This is a genomic window from Aeromicrobium yanjiei, from assembly GCF_009649075.1.
GTDB lineage: Bacteria > Actinomycetota > Actinomycetes > Propionibacteriales > Nocardioidaceae > Aeromicrobium > Aeromicrobium yanjiei.
Genome location: NZ_CP045737.1, coordinates 2,238,097 through 2,260,285, shown reverse-complemented (window position 1 = coordinate 2,260,285; position 22,189 = coordinate 2,238,097). Strand labels below are relative to the sequence as shown.

General features: G+C 66.3%; 17 protein-coding genes. 12 read left to right on the top strand and 5 right to left on the bottom strand.

Going from position 1 to position 22,189, the window contains the following annotated elements:
* Positions 1-81: 81 nt before the first annotated feature.
* Positions 82-819 (bottom strand): transcriptional repressor LexA, encoded by a 738-nt coding sequence (gene lexA, locus GEV26_RS11085; protein ID WP_153653131.1) that lies wholly within the window; start codon positions 817-819, stop codon positions 82-84.
* Between the two features lie 84 nt (positions 820-903).
* On the opposite strand from lexA, the gene GEV26_RS11080 reads away from it, so the two are divergent.
* Positions 904-1,743 carry an SDR family NAD(P)-dependent oxidoreductase gene (locus tag GEV26_RS11080; protein WP_153653130.1) on the top strand — a complete coding sequence of 280 codons (840 nt, stop codon included), beginning with the start codon at positions 904-906 and terminating at the stop codon, positions 1,741-1,743.
* A gap of 4 nt (positions 1,744-1,747) precedes the next feature.
* On the opposite strand, the gene GEV26_RS11075 is transcribed toward GEV26_RS11080, so the two are convergent.
* Entirely contained in the window at positions 1,748-2,722 is a 975-nt protein-coding gene (locus GEV26_RS11075; protein WP_194839831.1) for a YihY/virulence factor BrkB family protein, read from the bottom strand.
* 279 nt (positions 2,723-3,001) lie between these two features.
* Between GEV26_RS11075 and GEV26_RS11070 the strand changes: the two genes are divergently transcribed.
* The 3 genes from GEV26_RS11070 to GEV26_RS11060 all read left to right on the top strand — a co-directional run bounded on the left by GEV26_RS11070 (position 3,002) and on the right by GEV26_RS11060 (position 4,379).
* Positions 3,002-3,385: a LysM peptidoglycan-binding domain-containing protein gene (locus GEV26_RS11070; protein ID WP_153653128.1), complete on the top strand. Its 384-nt coding sequence runs from the start codon at positions 3,002-3,004 to the stop codon at positions 3,383-3,385.
* An 89-nt stretch (positions 3,386-3,474) separates the two neighbouring features.
* A complete protein-coding gene (locus tag GEV26_RS11065; RefSeq protein WP_194839830.1) occupies positions 3,475-4,155 on the top strand; it encodes a type 1 glutamine amidotransferase in 681 nt (226 codons plus the stop codon).
* Positions 4,152-4,379 (top strand): hypothetical protein, encoded by a 228-nt coding sequence (locus GEV26_RS11060; protein ID WP_153653126.1) that lies wholly within the window; start codon positions 4,152-4,154, stop codon positions 4,377-4,379. The genes GEV26_RS11065 and GEV26_RS11060 overlap by 4 nt, the downstream gene beginning before the upstream one ends.
* 63 nt (positions 4,380-4,442) lie before the next feature.
* On the opposite strand, the gene GEV26_RS11055 is transcribed toward GEV26_RS11060, so the two are convergent.
* Positions 4,443-5,015, bottom strand: a complete 573-nt coding sequence (locus GEV26_RS11055) for a Dps family protein (protein ID WP_153653125.1) — start codon at positions 5,013-5,015, stop codon at positions 4,443-4,445.
* A 143-nt stretch (positions 5,016-5,158) separates the two neighbouring features.
* Here GEV26_RS11055 and GEV26_RS11050 point away from each other — a divergent pair, with 143 nt between their 5' ends.
* Together GEV26_RS11050 and GEV26_RS11045 are read left to right on the top strand one after the other, a co-directional pair.
* The gene (locus GEV26_RS11050) at positions 5,159-5,416 is read left to right on the top strand and encodes a GlsB/YeaQ/YmgE family stress response membrane protein (RefSeq protein WP_153653124.1); all 258 of its coding nucleotides are present in this window, start codon (positions 5,159-5,161) and stop codon (positions 5,414-5,416) included.
* A 184-nt stretch (positions 5,417-5,600) separates the two neighbouring features.
* Positions 5,601-6,413: a hypothetical protein gene (locus GEV26_RS11045; protein WP_153653123.1), complete on the top strand. Its 813-nt coding sequence runs from the start codon at positions 5,601-5,603 to the stop codon at positions 6,411-6,413.
* 3 nt (positions 6,414-6,416) lie between these two features.
* Here GEV26_RS11045 and GEV26_RS11040 read toward each other — a convergent pair whose 3' ends face one another.
* Positions 6,417-9,563, bottom strand: a complete 3,147-nt coding sequence (locus GEV26_RS11040; RefSeq protein WP_194839829.1) for a bifunctional diguanylate cyclase/phosphodiesterase — start codon at positions 9,561-9,563, stop codon at positions 6,417-6,419.
* 358 nt (positions 9,564-9,921) lie between these two features.
* Here GEV26_RS11040 and nrdR point away from each other — a divergent pair, with 358 nt between their 5' ends.
* The 3 genes from nrdR (at position 9,922) to GEV26_RS11025 (ending at position 14,970) form a co-directional block, all read left to right on the top strand.
* A complete protein-coding gene (gene nrdR, locus GEV26_RS11035) occupies positions 9,922-10,422 on the top strand; it encodes a transcriptional regulator NrdR (RefSeq protein ID WP_153653121.1) in 501 nt (166 codons plus the stop codon).
* 115 nt (positions 10,423-10,537) lie between these two features.
* Positions 10,538-13,495 (top strand): vitamin B12-dependent ribonucleotide reductase, encoded by a 2,958-nt coding sequence (locus GEV26_RS11030; protein WP_153653120.1) that lies wholly within the window; start codon positions 10,538-10,540, stop codon positions 13,493-13,495.
* Between the two features lie 494 nt (positions 13,496-13,989).
* Positions 13,990-14,970: an LLM class flavin-dependent oxidoreductase gene (locus GEV26_RS11025; protein WP_153653119.1), complete on the top strand. Its 981-nt coding sequence runs from the start codon at positions 13,990-13,992 to the stop codon at positions 14,968-14,970.
* Between the two features lie 35 nt (positions 14,971-15,005).
* Here GEV26_RS11025 and GEV26_RS11020 read toward each other — a convergent pair whose 3' ends face one another.
* Positions 15,006-15,533 carry a hypothetical protein gene (locus tag GEV26_RS11020; RefSeq protein WP_153653118.1) on the bottom strand — a complete coding sequence of 176 codons (528 nt, stop codon included), beginning with the start codon at positions 15,531-15,533 and terminating at the stop codon, positions 15,006-15,008.
* 530 nt (positions 15,534-16,063) lie between these two features.
* On the opposite strand from GEV26_RS11020, the gene GEV26_RS11015 reads away from it, so the two are divergent.
* The 3 genes from GEV26_RS11015 (at position 16,064) to GEV26_RS11005 (ending at position 22,054) form a co-directional block, all read left to right on the top strand.
* Entirely contained in the window at positions 16,064-19,378 is a 3,315-nt protein-coding gene (locus GEV26_RS11015) for a DEAD/DEAH box helicase (RefSeq protein ID WP_194839828.1), read from the top strand.
* Positions 19,375-21,351: a UvrD-helicase domain-containing protein gene (locus tag GEV26_RS11010; protein WP_153653116.1), complete on the top strand. Its 1,977-nt coding sequence runs from the start codon at positions 19,375-19,377 to the stop codon at positions 21,349-21,351. Before GEV26_RS11015 ends, GEV26_RS11010 begins: the two co-directional genes overlap by 4 nt.
* Positions 21,352-21,496: 145 nt before the next feature.
* On the top strand, positions 21,497-22,054 hold the full coding sequence (locus GEV26_RS11005) for a hypothetical protein (RefSeq protein ID WP_153653115.1): 558 nt from the start codon (positions 21,497-21,499) through the stop codon (positions 22,052-22,054).
* Positions 22,055-22,189: the final 135 nt, after the last annotated feature.

Here is a 22,189-nt window from a genome sequence, read left to right as displayed (position 1 = left end):
CATACGCCACCGTCTGAGCTCGAAATCGGCCTCAAACGGTGGCGGATCCACCGCCCCGGGGATGGGGCGGTGGGCAGGGCCTCAGACCCGGCGGATGACCGCGGTGACCTTGCCCAGGATCGTGGCGTGGGTGCCGTCGATGGGGGAGTAGTCGTCGTTGTGCGGGAGCAGCCAGACCTGGCCGTCCTTGCGCTGGAACGTCTTGACCGTGGCCTCGCCGTCGAGCATCGCGGCGACGATCTCACCGTTCTCGGCGTCGGGCTGCTGGCGGATCACGACGTAGTCGCCGCTGCAGATGGCCGCATCGATCATGGAGTCGCCCGAGACCTCGAGCATGAACAGCGTACCGTCGCCCACCAGGGACTTGGGCATCGGGAAGATCTCCTCGACCCGCTCCTCGGCCAGGATCGGGCCACCGGCGGCGATGCGACCGACCATCGGGATGTTGACCGCGGACGGGGCGGCGTCGTTGATGCCGGTCTCGTCGAACGGTGCCGAGCTGTCGGCCGGCTCGGGAGCCGCGCTCATCGAGCGCCGGGCCGCCAGGACGTCCGGGAGGAAGATCTCCAGTGCCCGCGGACGGTTGGGGTCGCGCTTGACGTAGCCGAGCCCCTCCAGTGCGCGCAGCTGGTGGGCGACCGACGACGTGCTGGTCAGGCCGACGGCGGCACCGATCTCGCGCATGCTGGGCGGGTAGCCCCGCTTCTCGATCTCGTCGCGCAGGAACTCGAGCACCTTGCGCTGGCGCGCGGTCAGTCCGGAGGAGTCGGCGGGTCCGTCGGGGAGCTCGGTGACGTCTGCGTTGCGATCATCGGTCATGGCTAGAGGTTAACGCGGATCACACCCGATGTTCAAACATATGTTCGATGGCGTGTCGCGACGCCCTGCCCCTATCGTTGGCCGGTGCCCAAGACCCTCGTGAAGCCCGGTAGTCCTCGTTCGGCCGTCGTCACGGGAGGTGCGCGGGGCATCGGCCGGGCCATCGCGATCGAGCTCGTGGGTCGCGGCTACGAGGTCCTCGTCACCGACGTCGACGGTGAGGGCGCCGAGCGCACGGCGCGCGAGATCGGGGCGGTTGCCGGGATGCGGCTCGATGTCACGGATCCGGCCGCCAACCGCGAGATCGCCGAGCGTGCCCGGGAGATCGCGCCGCTCGGCGCCTGGGTCTGCAACGCGGGGGTCGGCGCGGACGGCGATCTCACCTCGCTGTCGGTCGACCAGGTACGCCTGATGGTCGACGTCAACGTCCTCGGCGTGGTGTGGGGCGTACGCGCCGCAGCCGACGCGTTCCGCAACCAGGCGTCCGAGGGGATCCGTGGCGGCGAGATCGGGATCCTGGCCTCGCTCAGCGCGCACGCCCCGGTGCCGGGGCTCAGTGTGTACGCTGCCACGAAGGCCGCGGTGCTGTCGCTGACCACGTCGCTCGCCTCCGAGCTGCACGCCGACCGCATCCGGGTCCACGCGATCTGCCCCGACGGCGTCGACACCAAGATGGTCGAGGGCTTCGACGTCAACGGGGGTGCGCGCGAGATCCTCGCGGCGGGCGTCATGCTGACCCCGACGAGGGTGGCCGAGGAGCTGGTCGGGATGTTCGGCACCCGTCGGATCTACAAGACCGTGCCGCTGTGGCGAGGAGCCATCGGCCGCCTCGCGACGCTGTGGCCGTCCCTGGCCCTGTGGGCGGACCCACTGCTGCGCAGGCTGGGTGCCCGCCGGCTCACCAAGGCCGGCCTGCGCCACTGACGGGTCAGGTGCGCCGGAACGGGTTGCGAAGGCGCTTGAAGACCGGGGTCCTGCGCGGCTCCTCGACGACCTCGGGCTCCTCGACGATCTCGACGTGGACTTCGTCGCCGTCGGCCTCGGACCCCCGGAGGTCGGCGATCTCCGCATCTTCGGCGACGGTGTCGGGGGTGACGATCTCCTCGCTCACCGCCTCGATCGTGGCGCCGAGCAGGATCGCGTAGAGGCCGATCCAGAGCCACAGCAGCAGCACCACCACACCCGCGAGGGCGCCGTACGTCTTGCCGTAGCTGCCGAAGTTGTCGACGTAGAGCGAGAAGGCCAGGGACACCGCGACCCACATCAGGCTCGCGACGAGGACACCCTTGGTGACCAGCGGGGTCTTCTCGGAGCGATCCGGCGCGATGCGAAAGAGCACGCCGATCGCGACCACCAGGGCGGCGAGCAGCAGCACCCAACGCACGGCGTCGAGCACGACGCGCACGCCCGGCACGACGTCGAAGAGCTGGAAGAACGCGGGCGCCGCGGCGACGAGGGTGATCATCACGAGGAAGAACACGATCGCGCCGACCGTCATCCCGAGCGCCAGCGCCTTCTTCTTGACGAAGTTGCGGTTGTCGCGGATGCCGTACATCGCGTTGATCGCGGTGACCAGGTTGCCGACGCCGCCGGACGCGCTGTAGAACGCCAGTGCCACCGCGACGACCAGTCCGAGACCGAGCGAGCCGCTGGACGTCTGGGTCAGCGAGTCGAGCTGGCCGATGACCAGGGAGGCGGCGTCGGCCGGCAGCGCGTCGGCGATCTCCTTGGACTGGCGCGACACGGTCTCGGGGGAGGCCACCAGGCCGTACACGAGGACGGACGCGATCAGCGCGGGGAACAGGGACAAGAACGTGTAGAACGCGACACCGGCCGCCAGGAGCGGGGCCTGATGGGCCGATGCCTGCTTCCACGCGGTCAGGATCGTGGTCTTCGCGTTCATGCGTCGAACGTAGTGGCGGCGGGGGACACGTGCCTGCCGAGGCCGTCTTGAGTCGGACTGCCCAACAATTCTCCGACGATTTCTGGCCGGTATTGCAGCAGACGACGCCACGCGTTCGAAATTGTGTTCGACAGGTGCTTCCTTTTGTCGGAGGTGCGCCCTATTGTCGTACGTGTGTTCGATCGAACGCCTGTTCGCACCATCGAATGACATCGAGAGCAGCGTTCGCTCGAACCACCTAGACCCCCACACCGTCTCACTTCCCCCACGGAGGCACCCATGAGCACCATCACCTTCAGCCAGTTCGACGCCCGCGACATGCGCCCGGTGCGCAGCGTCCGCAGCCAGCAGCAGCCCGCCGCGCACGTACGCCTGACCCGGCGCGGCAAGGCCGTCATCCTGGCGATCACGGTGGCCGCGATCGCCGTCCTGGCGGTCATGTTCGGCCCGTCCTCGACCGCGACCAGCGAGGCCGGCACTCCCGGGGCCACCACGTCCGTGCGCGTCATGTCGGGTCACACCCTGTGGGAGATCGCCGCCGAGGCCAACCCCAACGGTGACATCCGCAAGACGGTCGACGACATCATCGAGCTCAACTCGCTCCCCAACGCCTCCGCCCTGCAGATGGGTTCGGAGATCGCGGTGCCGGTCTACGACGAGTAGCCGACGCCACCAGACGCAGCCCGGCGAGGTCACAAGGGAAGGTGACCACGCCGGGCTTCGTCATGTCTGCGGTAGGGGACAATGGCCGCATGCGAATTCATGTGGTGGCCGATGCGTCGGACCGCGACGGCGGCTACGTCGTCGATCGGCTCGTCGAGCATGGTGGCGAGATCGTCGAGCTCGACCGGGACGACCTCACGGCGTACGACGCGCTCGGCGGCAGCGACATGATCCTGCTGCTCGGCTCTGACAAGTCCGCCCATGACGACCGCTGGATCGACGCGGTCACCTCCGAGGTCAAGCTGATCCGCTCGGCGCTTGCGGACGGGACTCCCGTGATGGGGATCTGCTACGGCGCCCAGGTCATGGCCCGCGCGCTGGGCGGCACGTCATGGCGCTCGGACCGGGCCGAGCTCGGCTGGGCACGTGTCGACACCGTCGACCCGGTCCTGTGCCCCGAGGGCCCGTGGGGGCAGATGCACACGGACGTCTTCGCGCCCGGCCCGACCTCCCGCGTCCTCGGCACGTCGTGGCGGGGCCCGCAGTGCTTCATCGACGACGCATTCGGGGCCAGGGCGATCGCCTGGCAGTTCCATCCCGAGGTGACGCCCCAGACGTACGCCCGCTGGGTCCGCGACGGCTACTTCGGCGACACGGGCGAGGACCCGAAGGACCTGATCCGCCAGGCGTACGTGCACGCGCCGAAGGCCCGCAACCTGGCCAATCTGCTGACCGACGCGGCCCTGGACTACCTGCGAGTGGCCCGATGAGCCGGCCGAGCGGCTACGACTGGACCGTCCGCGGCAAGGAGATCGTCATCTCCCACCACGGCGTCGAGGCCGCGGTGCTGCGGGGGGAGCGGGCGCACCAGTTCGTGCGCGAGGCCGAGAAGGGCGACCAGCAGCTGCTGATGGCGCGCGTCGCGGACGGGACCTACAAGGCGCCGGGCGAGCGTCGGTCCGGCCCCAAGCCCCGCCCGCGCACCCGTCGCTGAGCCTGCGGACAGAACGGAACCCCGACTCAGCGCGTGGGTCGGGGTTCCGCGTCCGTGGGGTTGTTACTTGATGACGTCAGCTGCCTCGTGCGCAGCCTTCGCCGCCGACTTCTCCGTCTTGGCGCCCTGCGTCGACAGCGCGCCGCCCGTGTTCTCCAGGTGGGCGCGGACGAACCAGTGGAAGAGCTCGAGCTTGGTCAGCTGACCGACGAGCATGTCCTCGGTCACCGGGTCCAGCTCGCCCGCGGCGTCGAGCGCCTTGCGGTGGTCCTGGAGCAGGTTGATGTAGACCTCGTCGAGCGCGCCGAGGTGCTCGTTCGTCGTGGCGCGACCGAGGGAGTAGTCCTCCCAGGTGCGGCCGGCGACGATCGCACCGGGGGTGCCCATCGGCGAGACGCCGAGCGTCGCGATGCGCTCCGCGGTCTCGTCGACCATCGCGATGACCTCGTCCACGTGGGGATCGATCATCTCGTGGACGGCGATGAAGTGGGGGCCGACGACGTTCCAGTGCACGTGCTTCAGCGTCAGGTGCAGGTCGCTCAGGGCGTTGAGGCGCTCCTGCAGGATGCCGGCGAGCTTCTTGCCTTCAGCGTTGCTGAGGCCGGGAATCGTGAATTTCGGAGTGGAAGTAGCCATGGCCGGTGCGTACCCATCTGAGAGGTCTTCACACATCTGAGAGCCGATGTGCATCTGCGGTCGAAGCCCGTTAGTGTCTTTCACCGCTGTTGCGCGCCCACAAGGCGCACCCGCAACGGCAACATCTCCAGGGAGGGAACCCCATGGGAATCATCGGATTCATCGTCGTCGGCCTCATCGCCGGATTCATCGCCCGCGCAGTTGTCCCGGGCAAGGACGACTTCGGCATCATCGGCACGATCATCCTCGGCATCATCGGCTCGTTCGTGGGTGGCTTCCTCGGCTCGCTGCTGAGTGACGGCCCCGCCGACCTGACCGCCGCCGGCATCATCGGCTCGATCATCGGTGCCATCGTCGCGCTGATCGCCTACAACGCGATCACGGGTCGCAAGAAGGTCTGACCCCGCCGTACGCACGAAGGACCGCCCCTCGCCTGCGAGGGGCGGTCCTTCGCGTTCCGGGGCTACCAGACGTTCGCGCGCGGTGGTCCCCGTGGCTGGGCCGCAGGGGTGTGGCGGGCAGGCATAGATTGGTGGTGTGGCCTTGATCGTGTGTCCCTTGTGCGTCCGTGAGGACGATGTCTTCTTGATCCGCACCCTGCCGGACGGTCGCAAGGAGGCCCGGTGCGACGACTGCGACTTCGTCTTCACGTACGGGTCTCCGGTCGAGGCGCCCAAGCCTGCCGCGACCCGGACGAGGGCCGCCCCCCGCACGCGTACGGCCGCTCCGGTCAAGCCGTCGGTGCTGCCGATCGTGGTGGCGCGCAAGCAGTTCCCGACCGCCGCCGACGCGCCCCTGGAGCGCGTCCAGCAGGCGCTGATGCGCAAGCACGAGTTCCTCGCGACGGTGCCGTACGCGGTCGCGCCCACAGTCGCGGCGCACTGGAAGAAGTATCAGTGGGTGTTCTCGGCCGACGGCCTGGACCGCGCTGCCAACTACGACCTGCAGCAGTTCGTGCACGACCGGACCGGCGGCGACCCCGGCAGCACGACCGAGCTCGACAAGGCCTGGACGCTCATGGGCGAGCTCGAGGGCGCGCGGCGCGTACGGGCCACGATCCAGCACCTGCTGCGCGGGCCGGGCGACGTCGAGGACCGCTTCACCGAGCTCGCCGAGGGGACGTACGCCGAGTCGATGCCCGGATTCGGCGAGGCGCTGCTGACCAAGACGCTCGCGATCGCCGAGCCCCACCGGTTCCTGCCGATCCTGTCGCTCGACGAGAAGCGGCGCATCGCCGAGGCGGTGTACGGCGTCGAGATCCCGGCCGCCGGAGTCGGCTCCTGGACGGTCGGCCGGCTTGTTGTGTGGACCAACGACCTCCTGGTCGAGCTCGTGGGCGAGGACCTCGAGGACCTGTTCCACGTCGCGCAGTTCCTGCGCTGGGCCGTCGAGCAGTAGCCCTCAGCTCGAGGTCGCGGTCGTCCCGCCGGTGTCGAACCGCTGGTCGAGGGCGCCGGTGGCGCGCAGCTCGGCGGGCGACATCGCGGCACCCCACAGCCAGCCCTGGGCGAGGGGGCACCGGCGGGCCCGCAGCGCGTCGAGGTGCTCGGCGGTCTCGACCCCCTCGGCGACGACGACCAGGTCGAGCGAGCCGGCCAGCTCGATCAGCGTCGTCACGATCGCGAGGGAGTGCGCGTCGTGGGGGATGCCGTGCACGAACCCGCGGTCGATCTTGAGCTCCGTGATCGGCAGGTCGCGCAGGTACGCCATCGAGCTGTAGCCCGTGCCGAAGTCGTCGATCGCGATGCCGAAGCCGTGGTCGCGCAGCCGCTGCAGCACGTCGATCGCGACGTCCTTGTCGGCCATGATCGCGCTCTCGGTGATCTCCCAGGTGATACCGGCGGGGTCGAGTCCCGCCTCCTCGACCGCCTCGATGATGTACGTGTCGAGCCCCTCCATGAGGCTCTGCCCCGAGAGGTTGACCGCCAGCGTCGCTCTCTCTGGCATCGTCCAGTCGCCCTTGAGCTCGGCGACGTCGCGCAGCGCGCGACGGATGACCCAGCGATCGAGCTCGGCCGCGATGCCGCTCTGCTCGGCCAGAGCGATGAAGCGCGACGGTGCGACCTCTCCGCGCGTCGGGTGCTGCCAGCGGGCCAGCGCCTCGACTCCTGCGACCTCGCCGGTGCTGATGTCGACGACGGGCTGGTAGTGCATCTCGAAACTGTCGTCGGCCAGGGCGGTCAGCAGGTCGGCACCGAGCGTGTAGCGCTCCTCGGCCTGCTCGGCCAGGGCGGTGTCGAACATCCGTGCGCGGCCGCGACCGCTGGCCTTCGCGGCGTACATCGCGGTGTCGGCGAAGCGCAGCAGGTCCTCCGCGGACGGCGCGGGGGACATCGCGATGCCGATGGTCGCGCCGATGCGGATGCGGTGATGATCGATCCGGTACGTCTTGGCCAGCACGTCCAGCAGGCGGTGCGCCGTCGCGGACGCCGCCTCCTCGGTGGTCTCGTGCAGCACGACCACGAACTCGTCGCCGCCGAACCGCGCGACGAGGTCCTCGGAGCGTACGACCGATCGCAGCCGGTCGGCGACCTGGAGCAGGACCCCGTCGCCCGCGGTGTGGCCGCGGCCGTCGTTGACGTCCTTGAAGTGGTCGAGATCGATGAAGAGAACGGCCGTGCCCGGGGCGTCGGGGCTCGCGAGGTGCTCCATCAGCATCGTGCGGTTGACCAGGCCGGTGAGCTCGTCGTGCTCGGCTGCGTGCCGCAGCTCGCGCTCGCTGCGACGTTGCTCGGTGATGTCGGAGACCATCGCGAGCGATCCCTGGGGCACGCCGTCGACGTCCGGCATGGGCGAGGCGGCGACCCACAGGGCACGCGCGGTGCCGTCGGGATGCTGGTAGGCGAGCTCATAGCGTTCGGGCCCCCGCAGGGCGCGCTCCTTGACCCGCCGGGCCACCTCGCTCGCGCCGGCCTCGTCGAACATCGACCAGGCCACGGTGCCGGTGACATCCGCGGGCGGCAGTCCCAGCATCACGGAGAACTGGGTGTTGGCATAGGTGACGACACCGTCGGGGCCGATCACGATGATGCCCTCCTCGGCGGTGTCGGCGATCGCGCGATAACGGGCCTCGGAGTCGCGCAGCGCGTTGGCGGCCTCGACGTGCGCGGTGACGTCGCGGATGGTCGTGACGACGACGGCGGCCTCGGTGTCCAGCAGGTTGGTGGACGTCTGCTCGGCCCACATCCACTCGCCGGAGGGCCGTCGTATGCGGTAGCGCCAGCTGTGGGAGGCACGCTGCGACATGGCCTGGGTCCAGTTCCGGCTGACCTCCGCGCGATCGTCGGGGTGCACCGAGGCCCACGGATCGGTGAGCGAGCCGAGGTAGTCCGCGCCGAACATCTCGAGCCCGGCCGGGGAGGCGTACACGTTGCGTCCCTCCGCGTCGAACAGCGTGATGAAGTCGCGTGATCGGGAGGCGACGATGTCGAACGTGCTCTGCAGGCGGCTGCGGGCCTGCTCGCTGTCGCGGAGCGGCCGCAGGTCCTGCAGCGCCGCGGCGCAGCCGTTGGGCTGCCCGTCCGCGTCGCGCAGGAGGGTCGCGTCGATGCGTACGGGGACGGGCTGGCCGTCGGCGTCCGTGAGCAGGCGGTCGACCTGCGCCCACTCGGTGGCTCCGTGCCTCAGCGCGGCGAGGACGCGCTCGGCGTCGCCGGGGTCGTCCGGGTGGGTGATCGAGGCCGCGGCGGTGTCGATCAGTGCCTCACGGTCGCGGCCGACCAGTGCGCAGAAGGCGTCGTTGACGGCCAGGTACGTGCCTTCGAGCGATTGCACGACCTGGGGGAGCGGGGACTGGTCGAACCGGGCCCGGAATCGCATCTCCTCCTCGCGGAGCCGGCGGTCCTGCTCCCTCTGCTCGGTGATGTCGGTGAGGTTGCCGACCATCGAGCGCACGTCGGGGTCGCCGCGGAGATCGCGGATGACGACCCGAGCCCAGCTGGTGCCTCCGCCCGGGTGGATCAGGCGGGTCTCGAAGGTCGCGCCCGTACGTCCTCCCGACACGACGTCGAGCCAGACCTGGTGGGTCCGGCACCGGTCGTCCTCGGCGACGAAGGACAGCCCGTTGCGCCCCACGACGTCCTCGACGGCCCAGCCGAGTCGCTCGGACAGGGAGGAGGTGACCGACGTGAGGGTGCCGGACTCGTCGGCGGTGAAGACGATGTCGGTCGACCCGCGCAGCAGGGCCAGCCAGTGGCGTTGCAGCCGGGCGACCTCGCGCTCGGAGTCGCGGTGGTCGGTCTCGTCGATCACGACGACGGTCAGCCGGTCGTCCGCCGTCGGGGTCAGCACGAGACGGGTGTCGAGGTCGTGGCCGCCGGGAGTCCTCACGCGCACGACCACGTGGGTGCAGGAGCGAGTGGCCGTGGCGGCCCGCAGGCACTCCTCGATGCCGTCGGCGTCGTCGGGCGTACGACCGAGGGAGGCGAGCGTGGTCCCGATCAGGTCGGCGCTGCCGTCGGCCAGGAGCGAGACGAACGGTGCGTCCGCGTCGACGATCCTGCCGGCGGCGTCCACCGTGGCGCAGGGCGCCACCGAGGAAGTCTGCATGCGGCACTCCGATCGGAGGGGGGCGGGCTCGCTCATCCTAGGTGGGGAGGGGGTCCACGGGCCGGAAACCGCCCGAGCGACACGCCCTCGACGTGTGACTGGTGTGACTCGTACTACCCCTGACCTGCGCAGTTGCCGGGACCCCGGGACATACCCCAGAAATGTCACCGCTGTTTGCCAGAGTCGATTGCATGCGTCGTACCCGCGGCGTATGGTTACCACTACATCTAGTACTTACACGGATGTAGTTCTCCACATGTTGGTCCACAGAAGTCGTCCTCGATGCACAGATATCGCGTCGAGTGCACAGGTGGGTCCACAGATTCATCCCCAAGCCGCCACCGGAAGGAGCGCCGTCGTGCACTGCCCGTTCTGCAAGAACACCGACACCAAGGTGCTCGACAGCCGTGTGGCCGACGAGGGTGGCGCCATCCGGCGTCGCCGCGTCTGCGCGCAGTGCGAGAAGCGCTTCACCACGATCGAGCAGATGCAGCTCATGATCTCCAAGCGGTCCGGCGCGACCGAGCCGTTCGTCCGTGACAAGGCCATCGCCGGCGTCGCCAAGGCGTGCAAGGGTCGTCCGGTCTCGGCCGACGACCTGGCGCGCCTCGGCCAGCAGGTCGAGGACGCGTTGCGCGATCGTGGCGCTGCAGAGATCCCGGCCCACGAGGTGGGCCTTGCCATCCTCGAGCCGCTCAAGGCCCTCGACGAGGTCGCCTACCTGCGGTTCGCGAGCGTCTACAAGTCCTTCGAGTCGGTCGACGACTTCGCCGCCGAGATCGCGAGCCTGATGGTCGCCTCGGCCGACGGAGAGCTGGCCGAGGAGTCGCGCGACTCCACCCACGAGCACGACGGCTGACGAAACACCCAGCCGCCCGGGGTTGTTGACACAGGTGACCCCGCCGCACGCCCGAGACACCTGAAACTCCGGCACCACAGCACGTACACCCACCCGCACACACAGGAGCATCTCCATGACGGAAACGGTCAGCGGCCCCACGGGGTCCCCTCGCAAGGCAGCCGCGAAGACCTCAGGCAAGGGCCTGAAGATCCAGCGCGTCTACACGACGGCGGGGGTGCACCCGTACGACGCCGTGACCTGGGAGCGTCGCGACGTCGTCCAGACCAACTGGAAGACCGGCGAGAACGTCTTCGAGCAGCGCGGTGTGGAGTTCCCCGACTTCTGGAGCGTCAACGCCTCCACGATCGTCACGACCAAGTACTTCCGCGGCGCCGTCGGCAGCCCCGAGCGTGAGCAGAGCCTCAAGCAGCTGCTCGACCGCGTCGTGCTGACGTACACCGCGGCCGGCAAGGAGCACGGCTACTTCGCGAGCGACGCCGACGCCGAGGTCTTCGAGCACGAGCTGACGCACATGCTCCTGCACCAGGTCTTCAGCTTCAACAGCCCGGTGTGGTTCAACGTGGGCACGTCCAGCCCCCAGCAGGTCAGCGCCTGCTTCATCCTCGCGGTGGATGACTCGATGGACTCGATCCTCAACTGGTACAAGGAGGAGGGCCTGATCTTCAAGGGTGGATCGGGCGCCGGCCTCAACCTGTCGCGCATCCGCTCGTCCAAGGAGCTGCTCCGCTCCTCGGGCGGCACCGCGTCGGGTCCGGTCTCCTTCATGCGCGGTGCGGACGCGTCCGCGGGCACCATCAAGTCCGGCGGCGCCACGCGTCGTGCGGCCAAGATGGTCGTCCTCGACGTCGACCACCCCGACATCGAGGAGTTCGTGGCCACCAAGGCGCGCGAGGAGGACAAGATCCGTGTCCTGCGTGACGCCGGCTATGACATGGACCTCGGCGGCGCCGACATCACGTCGGTGCAGTACCAGAACGCCAACAACTCGATCCGCGTCAACGACGAGTTCATGCACGCGGTCGAGGAGGGCACGGAGTTCGGTCTTCGCGCCCGCACCACCGGTGAGGTCATCGAGACCGTCGACGCGCGCAAGCTGTGGACCGACATCGCGCAGGCCGCGTGGGCGTGCGCCGATCCGGGCATCCAGTACGACGGCACGATCAACGACTGGCACACCTCGCCCGAGGCCGGCCGCATCACGGCGTCCAACCCGTGCTCGGAGTACATGCACCTGGACAACTCCAGCTGCAACCTCGCGAGCCTCAACCTGCTGAAGTTCCTCAAGGACGACGGCTCCTTCGACACCGAGACGTTCGTCAAGGCGACCGAGCTGATCATCACCGCGATGGACATCAGCATCTGCTTCGCGGACTTCCCGACCGAGGCAATCGGCGACACCACGCGTGCGTACCGTCAGCTCGGCATCGGTTTTGCCAACCTCGGCGCGCTGCTCATGGCATCGGGCCTGGCGTACGACTCCGACGGCGGCCGCGCCCTCGCCGGTGCGATCACGTCGCTGATGACCGGTACGTCCTACCGCCGCTCGGCCGAGCTCGCCGGCGTCGTCGGTCCCTACGACGGCTTCGCCCAGAACGCGTCGGCTCACGAGCGCGTCATGCGCAAGCACCAGGCCGCGAACGACGAGATCCGCACGGTCCACGGCATGGACATCGCCGTGCACCGCGCCGCTGCGCAGCAGTGGGCCGACAACCTCAAGATCGGTGCCAAGAACGGCTGGCGCAACAGCCAGGCGTCCGTCCTGGCGCCCACCGGCACCATCGGCTTCATGATGGACTGCGACACGACCGGCATCGAGCCGGACTTCTCGCTGGTCAAGTTCAAGAAGCTCGTCGGTGGCGGCTCGATGCAGATCGTCAACCAGACGATCCCGGCAGCGCTGAAGAAGCTCGGCTACACCGGCGAGACCATCGAGGCCATCGTCGAGTACATCGCCGAGAACGGTCACGTCGTCGACGCGCCCGGTCTCAAGACCGAGCACTACGAGATCTTCGACACCGCGATGGGCCAGCGCTCGATCAAGCCCATGGGCCACGTCAAGATGATGGCTGCCTGCCAGCCGTTCCTGTCCGGTGCGATCTCCAAGACGGTCAACCTGCCCGAGACGGCCACGGTCGAGGAGATCCAGGACGTCTACTTCCAGGGTTGGAAGCTCGGCCTCAAGGCGCTCGCGGTCTACCGCGACAACTGCAAGGTCGGCCAGCCGCTGTCGGACGGCAAGGAGGCCAAGTCCTCCGGTTCGACCGAGGTCAAGGAAGTCATCAAGGAAGTCATCGTCGAGAAGCCGATCCGTCGTCGCCTGCCGAAGTCGCGCCAGGCCATCACGACGTCGTTCTCCGTCGGTGGCGCCGAGGGCTACATGACCTCGGGTGCCCACGAGGACGGCTCGCTCGGCGAGATCTTCATGAAGCTCGGCAAGCAGGGCTCGACCCTGGCCGGCATGATGGACGCCTTCTCGATCGCGATCAGCATCTCGCTGCAGTACGGCGTGCCGCTGGAGACCTTCGTGCAGAAGTTCACCAACATGAAGTTCGAGCCCGCCGGCCTGACCGACGACCCGGACGTCCGCATGAGCCAGTCGATCATGGACTACACGTTCCGTCGCCTGGCCCTGGACTACCTGGACTTCGACACCCGCTCGGCGCTTGGCATCTTCTCGGCCGACGAGCGTCAGCGCTACCTCGACACCGGATCGCACCAGCCGATCTCGGCCGGCACCACCGCCGCCGAGCTGATCGACGATGCCCCGGACTCGCTCGAGACCTCGGTCGCCAGCGCCGCACCCTCGGTCGCCAGGGAGCGCAGCGACCGTGAGGGCGAAGCCCGAGGCGACGTCAACGTCTCCGCGGACATCAGCGTCTCCGGCGACAGCCACGAGGCAGCCGCGGCCAAGCCCGCCCCGGCCACCGCGCACACCAGCGCCGAGCTGTTCGAGCAGATCACCGGGTCCGCGGTCGACTCGCCGCTGTGCATGACCTGCGGCACCAAGATGCGTCCCGCCGGCTCCTGCCACGTGTGCGAGGGCTGCGGCAGCACCAGCGGCTGCAGCTGAATCTCTGGCTCGCAGTCAACAGACCGGCCCGGCGCTCCTCACGGAGTGCCGGGCCGGCCCCGTTGTGCCCCTTCGTTCGCCAGGGAGCGCAGCGACCGTGAGGGCGAAGCCCGAGGCGAACAACGCGAGCCACTTCGTTCGCCAGGGAGCGAAGCGACCGTGAGGGCGAAGCCCGAGGCGAACAACGCGAGCCACTTGGTTCGCCAGGGAGCGCAGCGACCGTGAGGGCGAAGCCCGAGGCGAACAACGCGAGCCACTTCGTTCGCCAGGGAGCCCAGCGACCGTGAGGGCGAAGCCCGAGGCGAACAACGCGAGCCACTTCGTTCGCCAGGGAGCGCAGCGACCGTGAGGGCGAAGCCCGAGGCGAACAAACCCCAACCGCCCCAGCGAGACATTCCCGACAACGCCCCCGGGATGAGATCCGACCCCCGCGTGGTTGTCATCACTAGAAGGCGGCGCTCACTAGCCGCCTGCTTGTCGACGAAGGGTGTTTCATGTCTGTGCCGGTCTCGATCCTCGACCTTGCCACTGTCGCTCGCGACCAGTCCGTCGCCGATGCGCTGGCGGGCACCGTCGCCCTGGCCCAGACGGCGGAAAAGACCGGCTACAAGCGGGTCTGGTACGCCGAGCATCACAACATGGCCGCGATCGCCTCGTCGGCGACGTCAGTGCTGATCGCCCACGTGGCCGCCCATACCAACACCATTCGCCTTGGATCCGGGGGAGTGATGCTGCCGAACCACTCGCCGCTGCAGATCGCGGAGCAGTTCGGCACGCTCGAGACCCTGCACCCGGGCCGCATCGACCTTGGACTCGGTCGCGCGCCGGGCACCGACCAGAACACGATGCACGCGCTGCGGCGCAACGCCACGTCGTCCGATACCTTCCCCGAGGACGTCCTCGAGCTGCAGGCGTACCTGCGCGGTGAGTCGCGCATCCCGGACGTCTCGGCGTACCCGGGCGACGGCACCAACGTCCCGCTCTACATCCTCGGCTCCTCGCTGTTCGGCGCTGGCCTCGCCGCCGCCCTGGGCCTCCCGTACGCCTTCGCGTCCCACTTCGCCCCGGCCGCGCTGCACGACGCGATCGAGCTGTACCGCCGCGAGTTCAAGCCGTCCGAGCAGCTCGACAAGCCCTACCTGATGGCGGCGTTCAACGTCCTGGCCGCTGACGACCAGGCCGACGCCGAGCGCCAGCAGCAGGAGGTGCTGCGCAGCCGCGTGGCGCTGCTCGTGCGCCCCGGCACCAAGTACACCGACGAGCAGGCCGACCAGATCCTCGCCTCGCCGCAGGGTGGCCACCTGCGCCAGATGATGACCTACAGCGCCGCCGGCACCCCCGACGTCGTGAAGAAGCTGGTCACCGAGTTCGCCGAGCAGACCGGCGCGGACGAGTTGATCGTCGCCCACCAGAGCCCGCGGGTCGAGCAGCGGCTGCGGTCGGCCGAGCTGTTCGCTGACGTGTTCATGGGCTGAGCTGCCTTCTTCTGGTCGGCCCCCGTAAGCGTCTGTCAGTAACCGAAGATGTGCACTGCTCTGACGTTCGTGTGGTTTCCCTTTACGAAGAATGACTCGAGCCTTTTCACGACGTAGTTGTATTCCTTCTTCGGGCTCATGCTGGCGTTGTGCATGAGCGCCTGCGGGACCATGAGAAACAGGTAGTGGGCATGCACGCACAGATGGCACTTCCACATGTCGAGGAGGTCCATGTTGTTCGTGGTTGTCTTGCCTCGTTCGACCTCCATGAGAATCCCTGTGTCGCCAAGACGAAGGAAGAAGTCGGGGCGCAGCGCCTTGTTGGGATACTCAGCAAAGAGCCCCTTCGCCTCGTCCACGAATCCAAGGTCAGCGCTGAAGCGACCGAACGAATTCTGAACCATGGCACTTGACGTGCCAGGCATGTTGGCCGCTACCAAGAGTTCGCGGGCAGCTGGCTCATTCAGATGCTCCAGCAGCTTGTCGCTGATGTCGTGGACCCGCTGGTACTCCGCAGAGGCAACGAATTCATCCTGGACATATTCGGTTCTGAGGGTTGGCACGCCACAGAGCTTCTCATCGCGACCTACGCCCCGCGGGCAAACGGAAGAATCACAGGCAACTTCCACAAGCCACTCTCGGGCCAAAGGCACGATGGTCGATCGAACTGGACCCTGATAACAGTTCCGCGGGTGTATCCAGTTCCCTCGCTCCCAGCCCACGGCGGGAGCTGGAGCACGCAGCGGTGCGTTCAGACCGGCTGGAAAATCGACTGGCGCTGGTGGTTGGCGTGGTGGGGGCGGCGGCGGTCCTTGCGTTCCTGGGTGTAGTGCTGGCTCTTCTCAACTAATCGACGGCGGGTACCCGAAAGACTCTCGGCACGTTCCCCGGCGTTACCGTACGCCCGCTCCGCGGCGGCAGCTCCTGTGGTTCGGCTCCCGTCTTTGGTAGCTCGACCGAGCCATATACTTGCAAATCTCTTCGTGCGACCCGCGCGGCGAATATCGTCTACGCAAGAAATGTCGGCGCTCCACGGGGGATGATGTTCACACTTACGACTGAGCAGGTTGCGGACCACTGGGGATATCATCCGGTGTCGACTGACGCCACCAGAATAGCTCAGGCGTCTGCGTTCGACGAGATCTTGATTGTTGCGCCCGGGTTCGAGGACTTCGATACGGGCAATGCGGCGGTTCGACTCAATACGAGTATCGCCGTGCTTCCGTCCGGCACTTACTGGTTCTCTGGCGCCGGCCTGAACTCGCTACTTCAAGTGGTTACCGGAGCTCCTGCCGGCGCGAGTGAGCGACATCTCAGCTCGGATGTGTCCGAAGGCTCGCCCCTCGCCTCGGCAGCTGACTGGTTCGAGCACCTGTGGAACGCATCTGCACCCGTCCCCGCGGCCCTCTACGAGGTTGGCGGGGACGTAATCATGCGGGCCTCGGGGCAAGACGGAATCATCCGGAGTCGGCAATACGCGCAGGCGGGGTGGCGGTACCGCGTGTTCGCCGCGGGCGGGCTCAGCTGGCTACGCGAAGCGGACATCTCGCGTCGACCGTCTTCAGACGACGCGTCGGCTTGGGTTCAGCTCAAGCCGGAGTCACCCGCTCGCTTCGCCGCAACCCTCACCCGGGCCAAGCTCAACATGAACTTTCGCGACACGCTCTATTCGTACAGCGCCACGCGGACGGTGTTTAGGCCCTACCAGTTCAAGCCAGTGCTGAAGCTCTTGAACACCGACACGCTTCGGCTGCTGATCGCCGACGAAGTCGGCCTGGGCAAGACCATCGAAGCAGGACTGGTGTGGACCGAGCTGGAGGCGCGGAGACAGGCAGACAGGGTGCTGGTGGTGTGTCCATCCTCCCTCGTCTCGAAATGGAAGCGCGAGATGGAGGAGAGATTCAGTGTCGAGCTCACCGAGCTCACCAGCGATCGCTTGTCTGAGGTGAACGAGCGGCTAGAACGAGGGACACTGCCTGCGCGGCGGGCCTACATCTGCAGCATCGAGCGATTGCGTACGTGGGACGGGCTGGAACAGGCCAACGACTTGGGTCTCCAGTTTGATCTCGTGATCGTCGATGAGGCTCACTCCTTCCGGAACAGCGAGACACGAAGTCACGAGCTGGGAGAACTACTCTCTGAGTGGGCCGACGCCTTCGTGATGCTCTCTGCAACGCCGGTCAACTTGCGTAATCGTGACCTGTTCAACCTGCTGGGGCTTCTAGTCCCGGGTGAGTTCGAAGACCTCGAGTCGCTTGAAGAGAGGCTTGCGCCGAACAGCGCGCTCAACAGGATCACCGAATCATTGACCGATCCCGCGGTAACGAACGTGGACCGGCTGGGTTGGTTGGAAGCAGTGCGATCGGAGATATTTGGCGCTGCCCTCGCAGAGCGGCCTGACTTCGAGCTTCTCCGCGAGGTGCTCTTGCGACACGAGCTCGACGCCACGGCGGCCGCGCAGGTGAAGCGACTTTGCGCTGAACTTCACGCACTATCGGGCCAGGTGACGCGCACCCGAAAGATGGACGTGCAGGAGTTCAAGGCTCTCAGAAAGCCGGTGCCTATTCCGGTTGAGTGGACAGACAAAGAAAACGAGTTCTACGAGGCCTTCCGACAATGGTGCGTCGACCGAGCTGAGTCCGTCGACATGCCGCTCCACTTTGCCATGCAAATGCCGTTGCGTCTCGCTGGCAGTTGTCTGCCGGAAGCAGCGAGCTCGGTGTTGGAGTGGTGGCACGGGAAGGAATCGGTGCTATCTGAGCCCGATGACGAGCCCGTGGGCTCAAGCGCATTCCAGCTCGGGTCTGCCTCGCCAGCTGTGGCCCCGAGCGCGCGGCTCGTCGACTTGGCCAAGGGATTGCGAGAAGACACCAAGTTCGACCAGTTCAAGATTGCGATTGACAGCCTAGTGAGTCAGGGTCGTCAAGCCCTCGTCTTCACGTTCTCTCGTCGGACGCTGAGGTATCTCCATCACCGGCTCGAGAACGATGCACGTGTGGCCGTGTTGATGGGCTCCGTCCCTCGCAGAGACCGAGACCGGATTATGGCGGACTTCCGTGCCGGCAAATACCAGGTGTTGATCGCTACCAAGGTCGCAAGTGAAGGACTTGATTTCGAGTTTTGCTCGGCGGTAGTGAATTACGACCTGCCGTGGAACCCCATGGAGATCGAACAGCGTATCGGCCGAATCGACCGCATCGGGCAGGAAGACGCTGCCCTTGCCATTTATAACTTCTATACCCCGGGGACGATCGAGACCGACATCCTGATGGCCGTCTTCGACCGAATCCAGATCTTCACGCACGCGATTGGTCATTTGGAACCGATTCTTGAGTCACAGTGGCCTGCGGTGCAGAAGCTTTTGTTCGAGCCCAACCTCACGCCGCAGCAGCGTGCCCAGCGCGAGCGCGATGCCGCGCTTGCTCTCGAGGAACAAGCGCTATCGCTGAAAGACGTCGAGACTGCTGCTCCGATGCTTGTCAGCAGCGATGGAGTCGAGATTGATGGCCTCGACGGGGAGCTTCAGGCGTCGGGTCGTTACGTCGGGCAGCAGGAACTGGCTCTACTGATCGAGGACTGGGCGGGGACACGTGGTGGCACGGTAGAGCGGGACTCTACTGTTCTGAGGCTGCGCGGGAACATGGAGATGGCCGAGGAAGTGCAAGCACTAGTCCGAACAGGTGAACGCGCTAGTCACGAGGTCAACCACATCCTTGCTGCGATGAGGGGCGACCAATGGGTGACGGTTTCGATCGATCACGAGGTGGCCCGCACGTCCGGACTGGAGCTTCTAACAGCCAATCATCCATTGACCCGGGCGGCGCTCCAGATCCCCGGACACCGCCAGGCTCGCTACACCGTTCTGGAGATGACATCGGAGGGGTCCGGGTTGGAGCCGGGGGAGTACCTGGCCGTACTGGCGACAGCTGAGTGGGCCGGCGTGCGGCCTCTGCGTGAGGTTTGGTCGGCTGGCGTGGATCTGAGCAGCCGCACACCAACAGGACCGGGCCTCGGCCAAGCTGTCCTGGCCGAGCTGGCGCGAGGCGCGCTGAAGCCAGGCCCTTGGATTGTGGACCGCGACTTGAACGACGTGGTTGCGCTCGCCGAGATGTATCTCGCAAATGACGGCAACGACCGAGTGACGGATCTCGAGCGGGAGAACGCTGCCTTCCTGTCGATGAGACGAACGTCTTACGAGCAGGTGCACGAGCGACGAATGAAGACCCTCAGGGAACAGCTTGAGACGAACCGCGCACGCAAGCGCGCCAAGGGTGTCCGACTGACTGAGTCCCGTATTAGTAAACAACGCGCTCGGTTCGAAGCCCAGGCCGAGGATCTCGTGCGCGCGGACAATCCGAGTCTGGAGATGAGGGACCTGGCGGCGTGCTTGGTGGTGGTCCGCGGATGAGGGCTGGCCCTGACGTCCCATACGAGCGTGCCAAAAACGCCGAATACCTAGTTGCGCTCGAAAAGAAACTGAAGACGCGGATCGAGATCGGCATAGCGCGCAATGAGGCGTGGGCAAACCCAGGCGGGGTAACCCTTCCGTTCTCGCCGGACGACCTGCACCCGTTGATCGGCCGGGTTGGCCTCGAAAGTCCCCACGAGTTGCTGGGGACTGATTTCTACATCGGTCCGCGTCGCCTCGTCGTGGGCGGGGTAGAGGTGTACAGCTGCTTCGCAGAAGTCGCCAAGCTCTTCTATCAGCCCGATGGAGGTGGTTTCGAGGGACACGAGAGCGTTGTTGTTCGTCGAACCTTCGAGGCTCGCCACCGCGAAGTAGTTGCCGCTGACGATGAATGGGTTCGTGACGTCATGGAATCACCGTTCGCAGCAAGGAAGCTCGGGGTGCCAGCCGCGCCAGTCCATCGGCCGAGGCGTCGATTCACACTCGACCGCGAAAGAGACGCTCCGACCCAGCCAGAGTTGTTGATCGTCCAGGACGATGCCAAGGTCGCGACTGCTGAACACACACACATTGTCCGTCCGCCCTTAGGCACTCGGTCGCCAGTAGGGATGCGCGCGGTCGAGGCAGTGCGCCGCAGGCTGTCAGCCCCGCGGAGTTCGCAACTCACCTCGGTGCTTGCGACCCTCCAGCCGGATCAGTACGAGATGGCGACCTCTGATCCTCGCCAGGATCTGGTCGTACAAGGTCACCCAGGCACAGGTAAGACGATCATCGCTACATATCGCGCTGCCTTCCTGGTGGACCCTGATCGGGAAGGAAATTCAGCCAGCCGCGTGCTCCTAGTTGGGCCGACGAAGCAGTACGTCAATCACGTCCAAGGAATTCTTCGTCAGCACGATCCCGAAGGACGCATACAGGCAACTCATATCGAAAGCCTCCTGAGCAACTTCGTCGCCAGCAAGTCCAGCCTCGAACACACCTTCGCGGGTCGATACGACGACCTGGATGCTCACACGCGCGGGCTATGCGAAATTGCAGCTCACAAAGTTCGTCAACTCGATCGCTTCGCTATGCACAAGGACGTCCGCTCTCGCTGGTTGAGGACGACTTATGAGTTGTTGAGAACGAACGGCCAATCGGGAAGGACTCAACTCACAGACAATCCGGCCGAAGTCGCATGGCTCAAGAACTTGCCTACATTCGAGCTAGCGAGTTCTCAGCGGCGGTATCTGCCACTGCTCGCACAGTGCGCGCTCGCTCTCCGTGCGCCGACTGTGCAGGAGCAGTACGACCACATCGTCGTCGACGAAGCCCAGGACATGAGCCCGATTGAATGGAACATCCTTGATCAGATGAAATCGAAGGCGGGTCGGTGGACTCTGGTTGGAGACATGAACCAACGGAGATCAGACACGTCGTACGAGTCTTGGGAGGCTATTGCTCACCACCTGGGGATCGGGTCGGGGGACACTCAGTTCCAGGCGACCACCATCACTCGTGGCTACCGGTCCACAGCCCAGATTCTTGAGCTTGCTGACAAGTTACTGCCGCGCGCCCAACGAGGTGTTGAGGTGGTCCAGCGTGACGGGCCAGGGGTACAAAAGATCTGGGCCAGTAACCCGCAGAAGCTCTTCTCGATCTCGGTCGACATCGCCGTTGACTTCAAGACGAGGTACAGCGACGGCATGGTCGCGATCATCTCTGCAGAGCCAACGGCCTTAACCCAATGGATGGCGAGGCATGGGTGGCGCCGTGACCGTTCGGTGCACCGTTGGGTCCTCGGTGGCCAGTTACTGAACGTCTACGGACCGGCTTCGGCCCGCGGCCTCGAGTTCGACGCAGTTGTGGTGGTCGAGCCCTCGAAGTTCAAGCAACATGTCGGAAAGGCGGGTCAGCTGTACACAAGCCTGACGCGCGCCAATCGCGAACTGGCAATCGTCTGGCAGAAGAATCTTCCGCAAGCCCTGAGATAGAATCGCAACCGTGGCCGACTGACCGGTTTGCACGCCGGGTGACTTGTTCGACGTCCGGTGCATCGGCAGGGTCTGTTCGAGTGGGCCCCTAGGTCAGTTAGGTGAAGCTGAGCGACGCGCCCCGTTTCATGCGAGATTGATCGGGATGACCGACACGTGGAGCGCAGACAGCAACGACCTCGATCTGACCTTTGTGGAGATCAACGAGATGAACCACTCGTCTGCGTTCGAGAAGATGATCGAGACAGCGTTCCTTCGTGACCTCCTCGGGGAAATGTGGTTCGGGCGTGGCGAGATTGTCGACGTCATGCACTCCTCGCTCGACGCCTTCGGTTTCGACCTGGTGCTCGAGACCAGCAGAGCACTGAGGCACGTCCAGCTCAAGGCTCGGCGCAGGGGCGGTAAGAACGCGCGCCTCAACATCAACACCAGGCTCGCCGAGCGGGCGTCGGGCTGCGTTGTGTGGATGGAGTGGGCGAAAGTGGCAGACCAAAACGCGCTAGAGATCGAGTACCGCTGGTTCGGCGGTGCGCCAGGGGACCCTTTGCCGCCACTGGGTGACCGCGCGGCTAAGCACGCGAAAGCTAATGCGCAGGGGGTCAAGAACGAGCGAAGCGGCATTCGGGTGCTCCCCCTGGGGCAGTTGGAGCGGCTCGAAGGGATCGCTGAAGTGGCTGATCGCCTGTTCGGACCTCGCGCGTAACTGGATGCCCGAGGAGGGTTCGTTCGTCGGCTACCAGCATCCTGAGAACCCAGTCATTAGCAGTGGACTGTGAGCAGGCCGTGTCTTCGGATCTTCTTGCGGGATGAGCCCATGCACTCGCTCGCGCCTCATGAG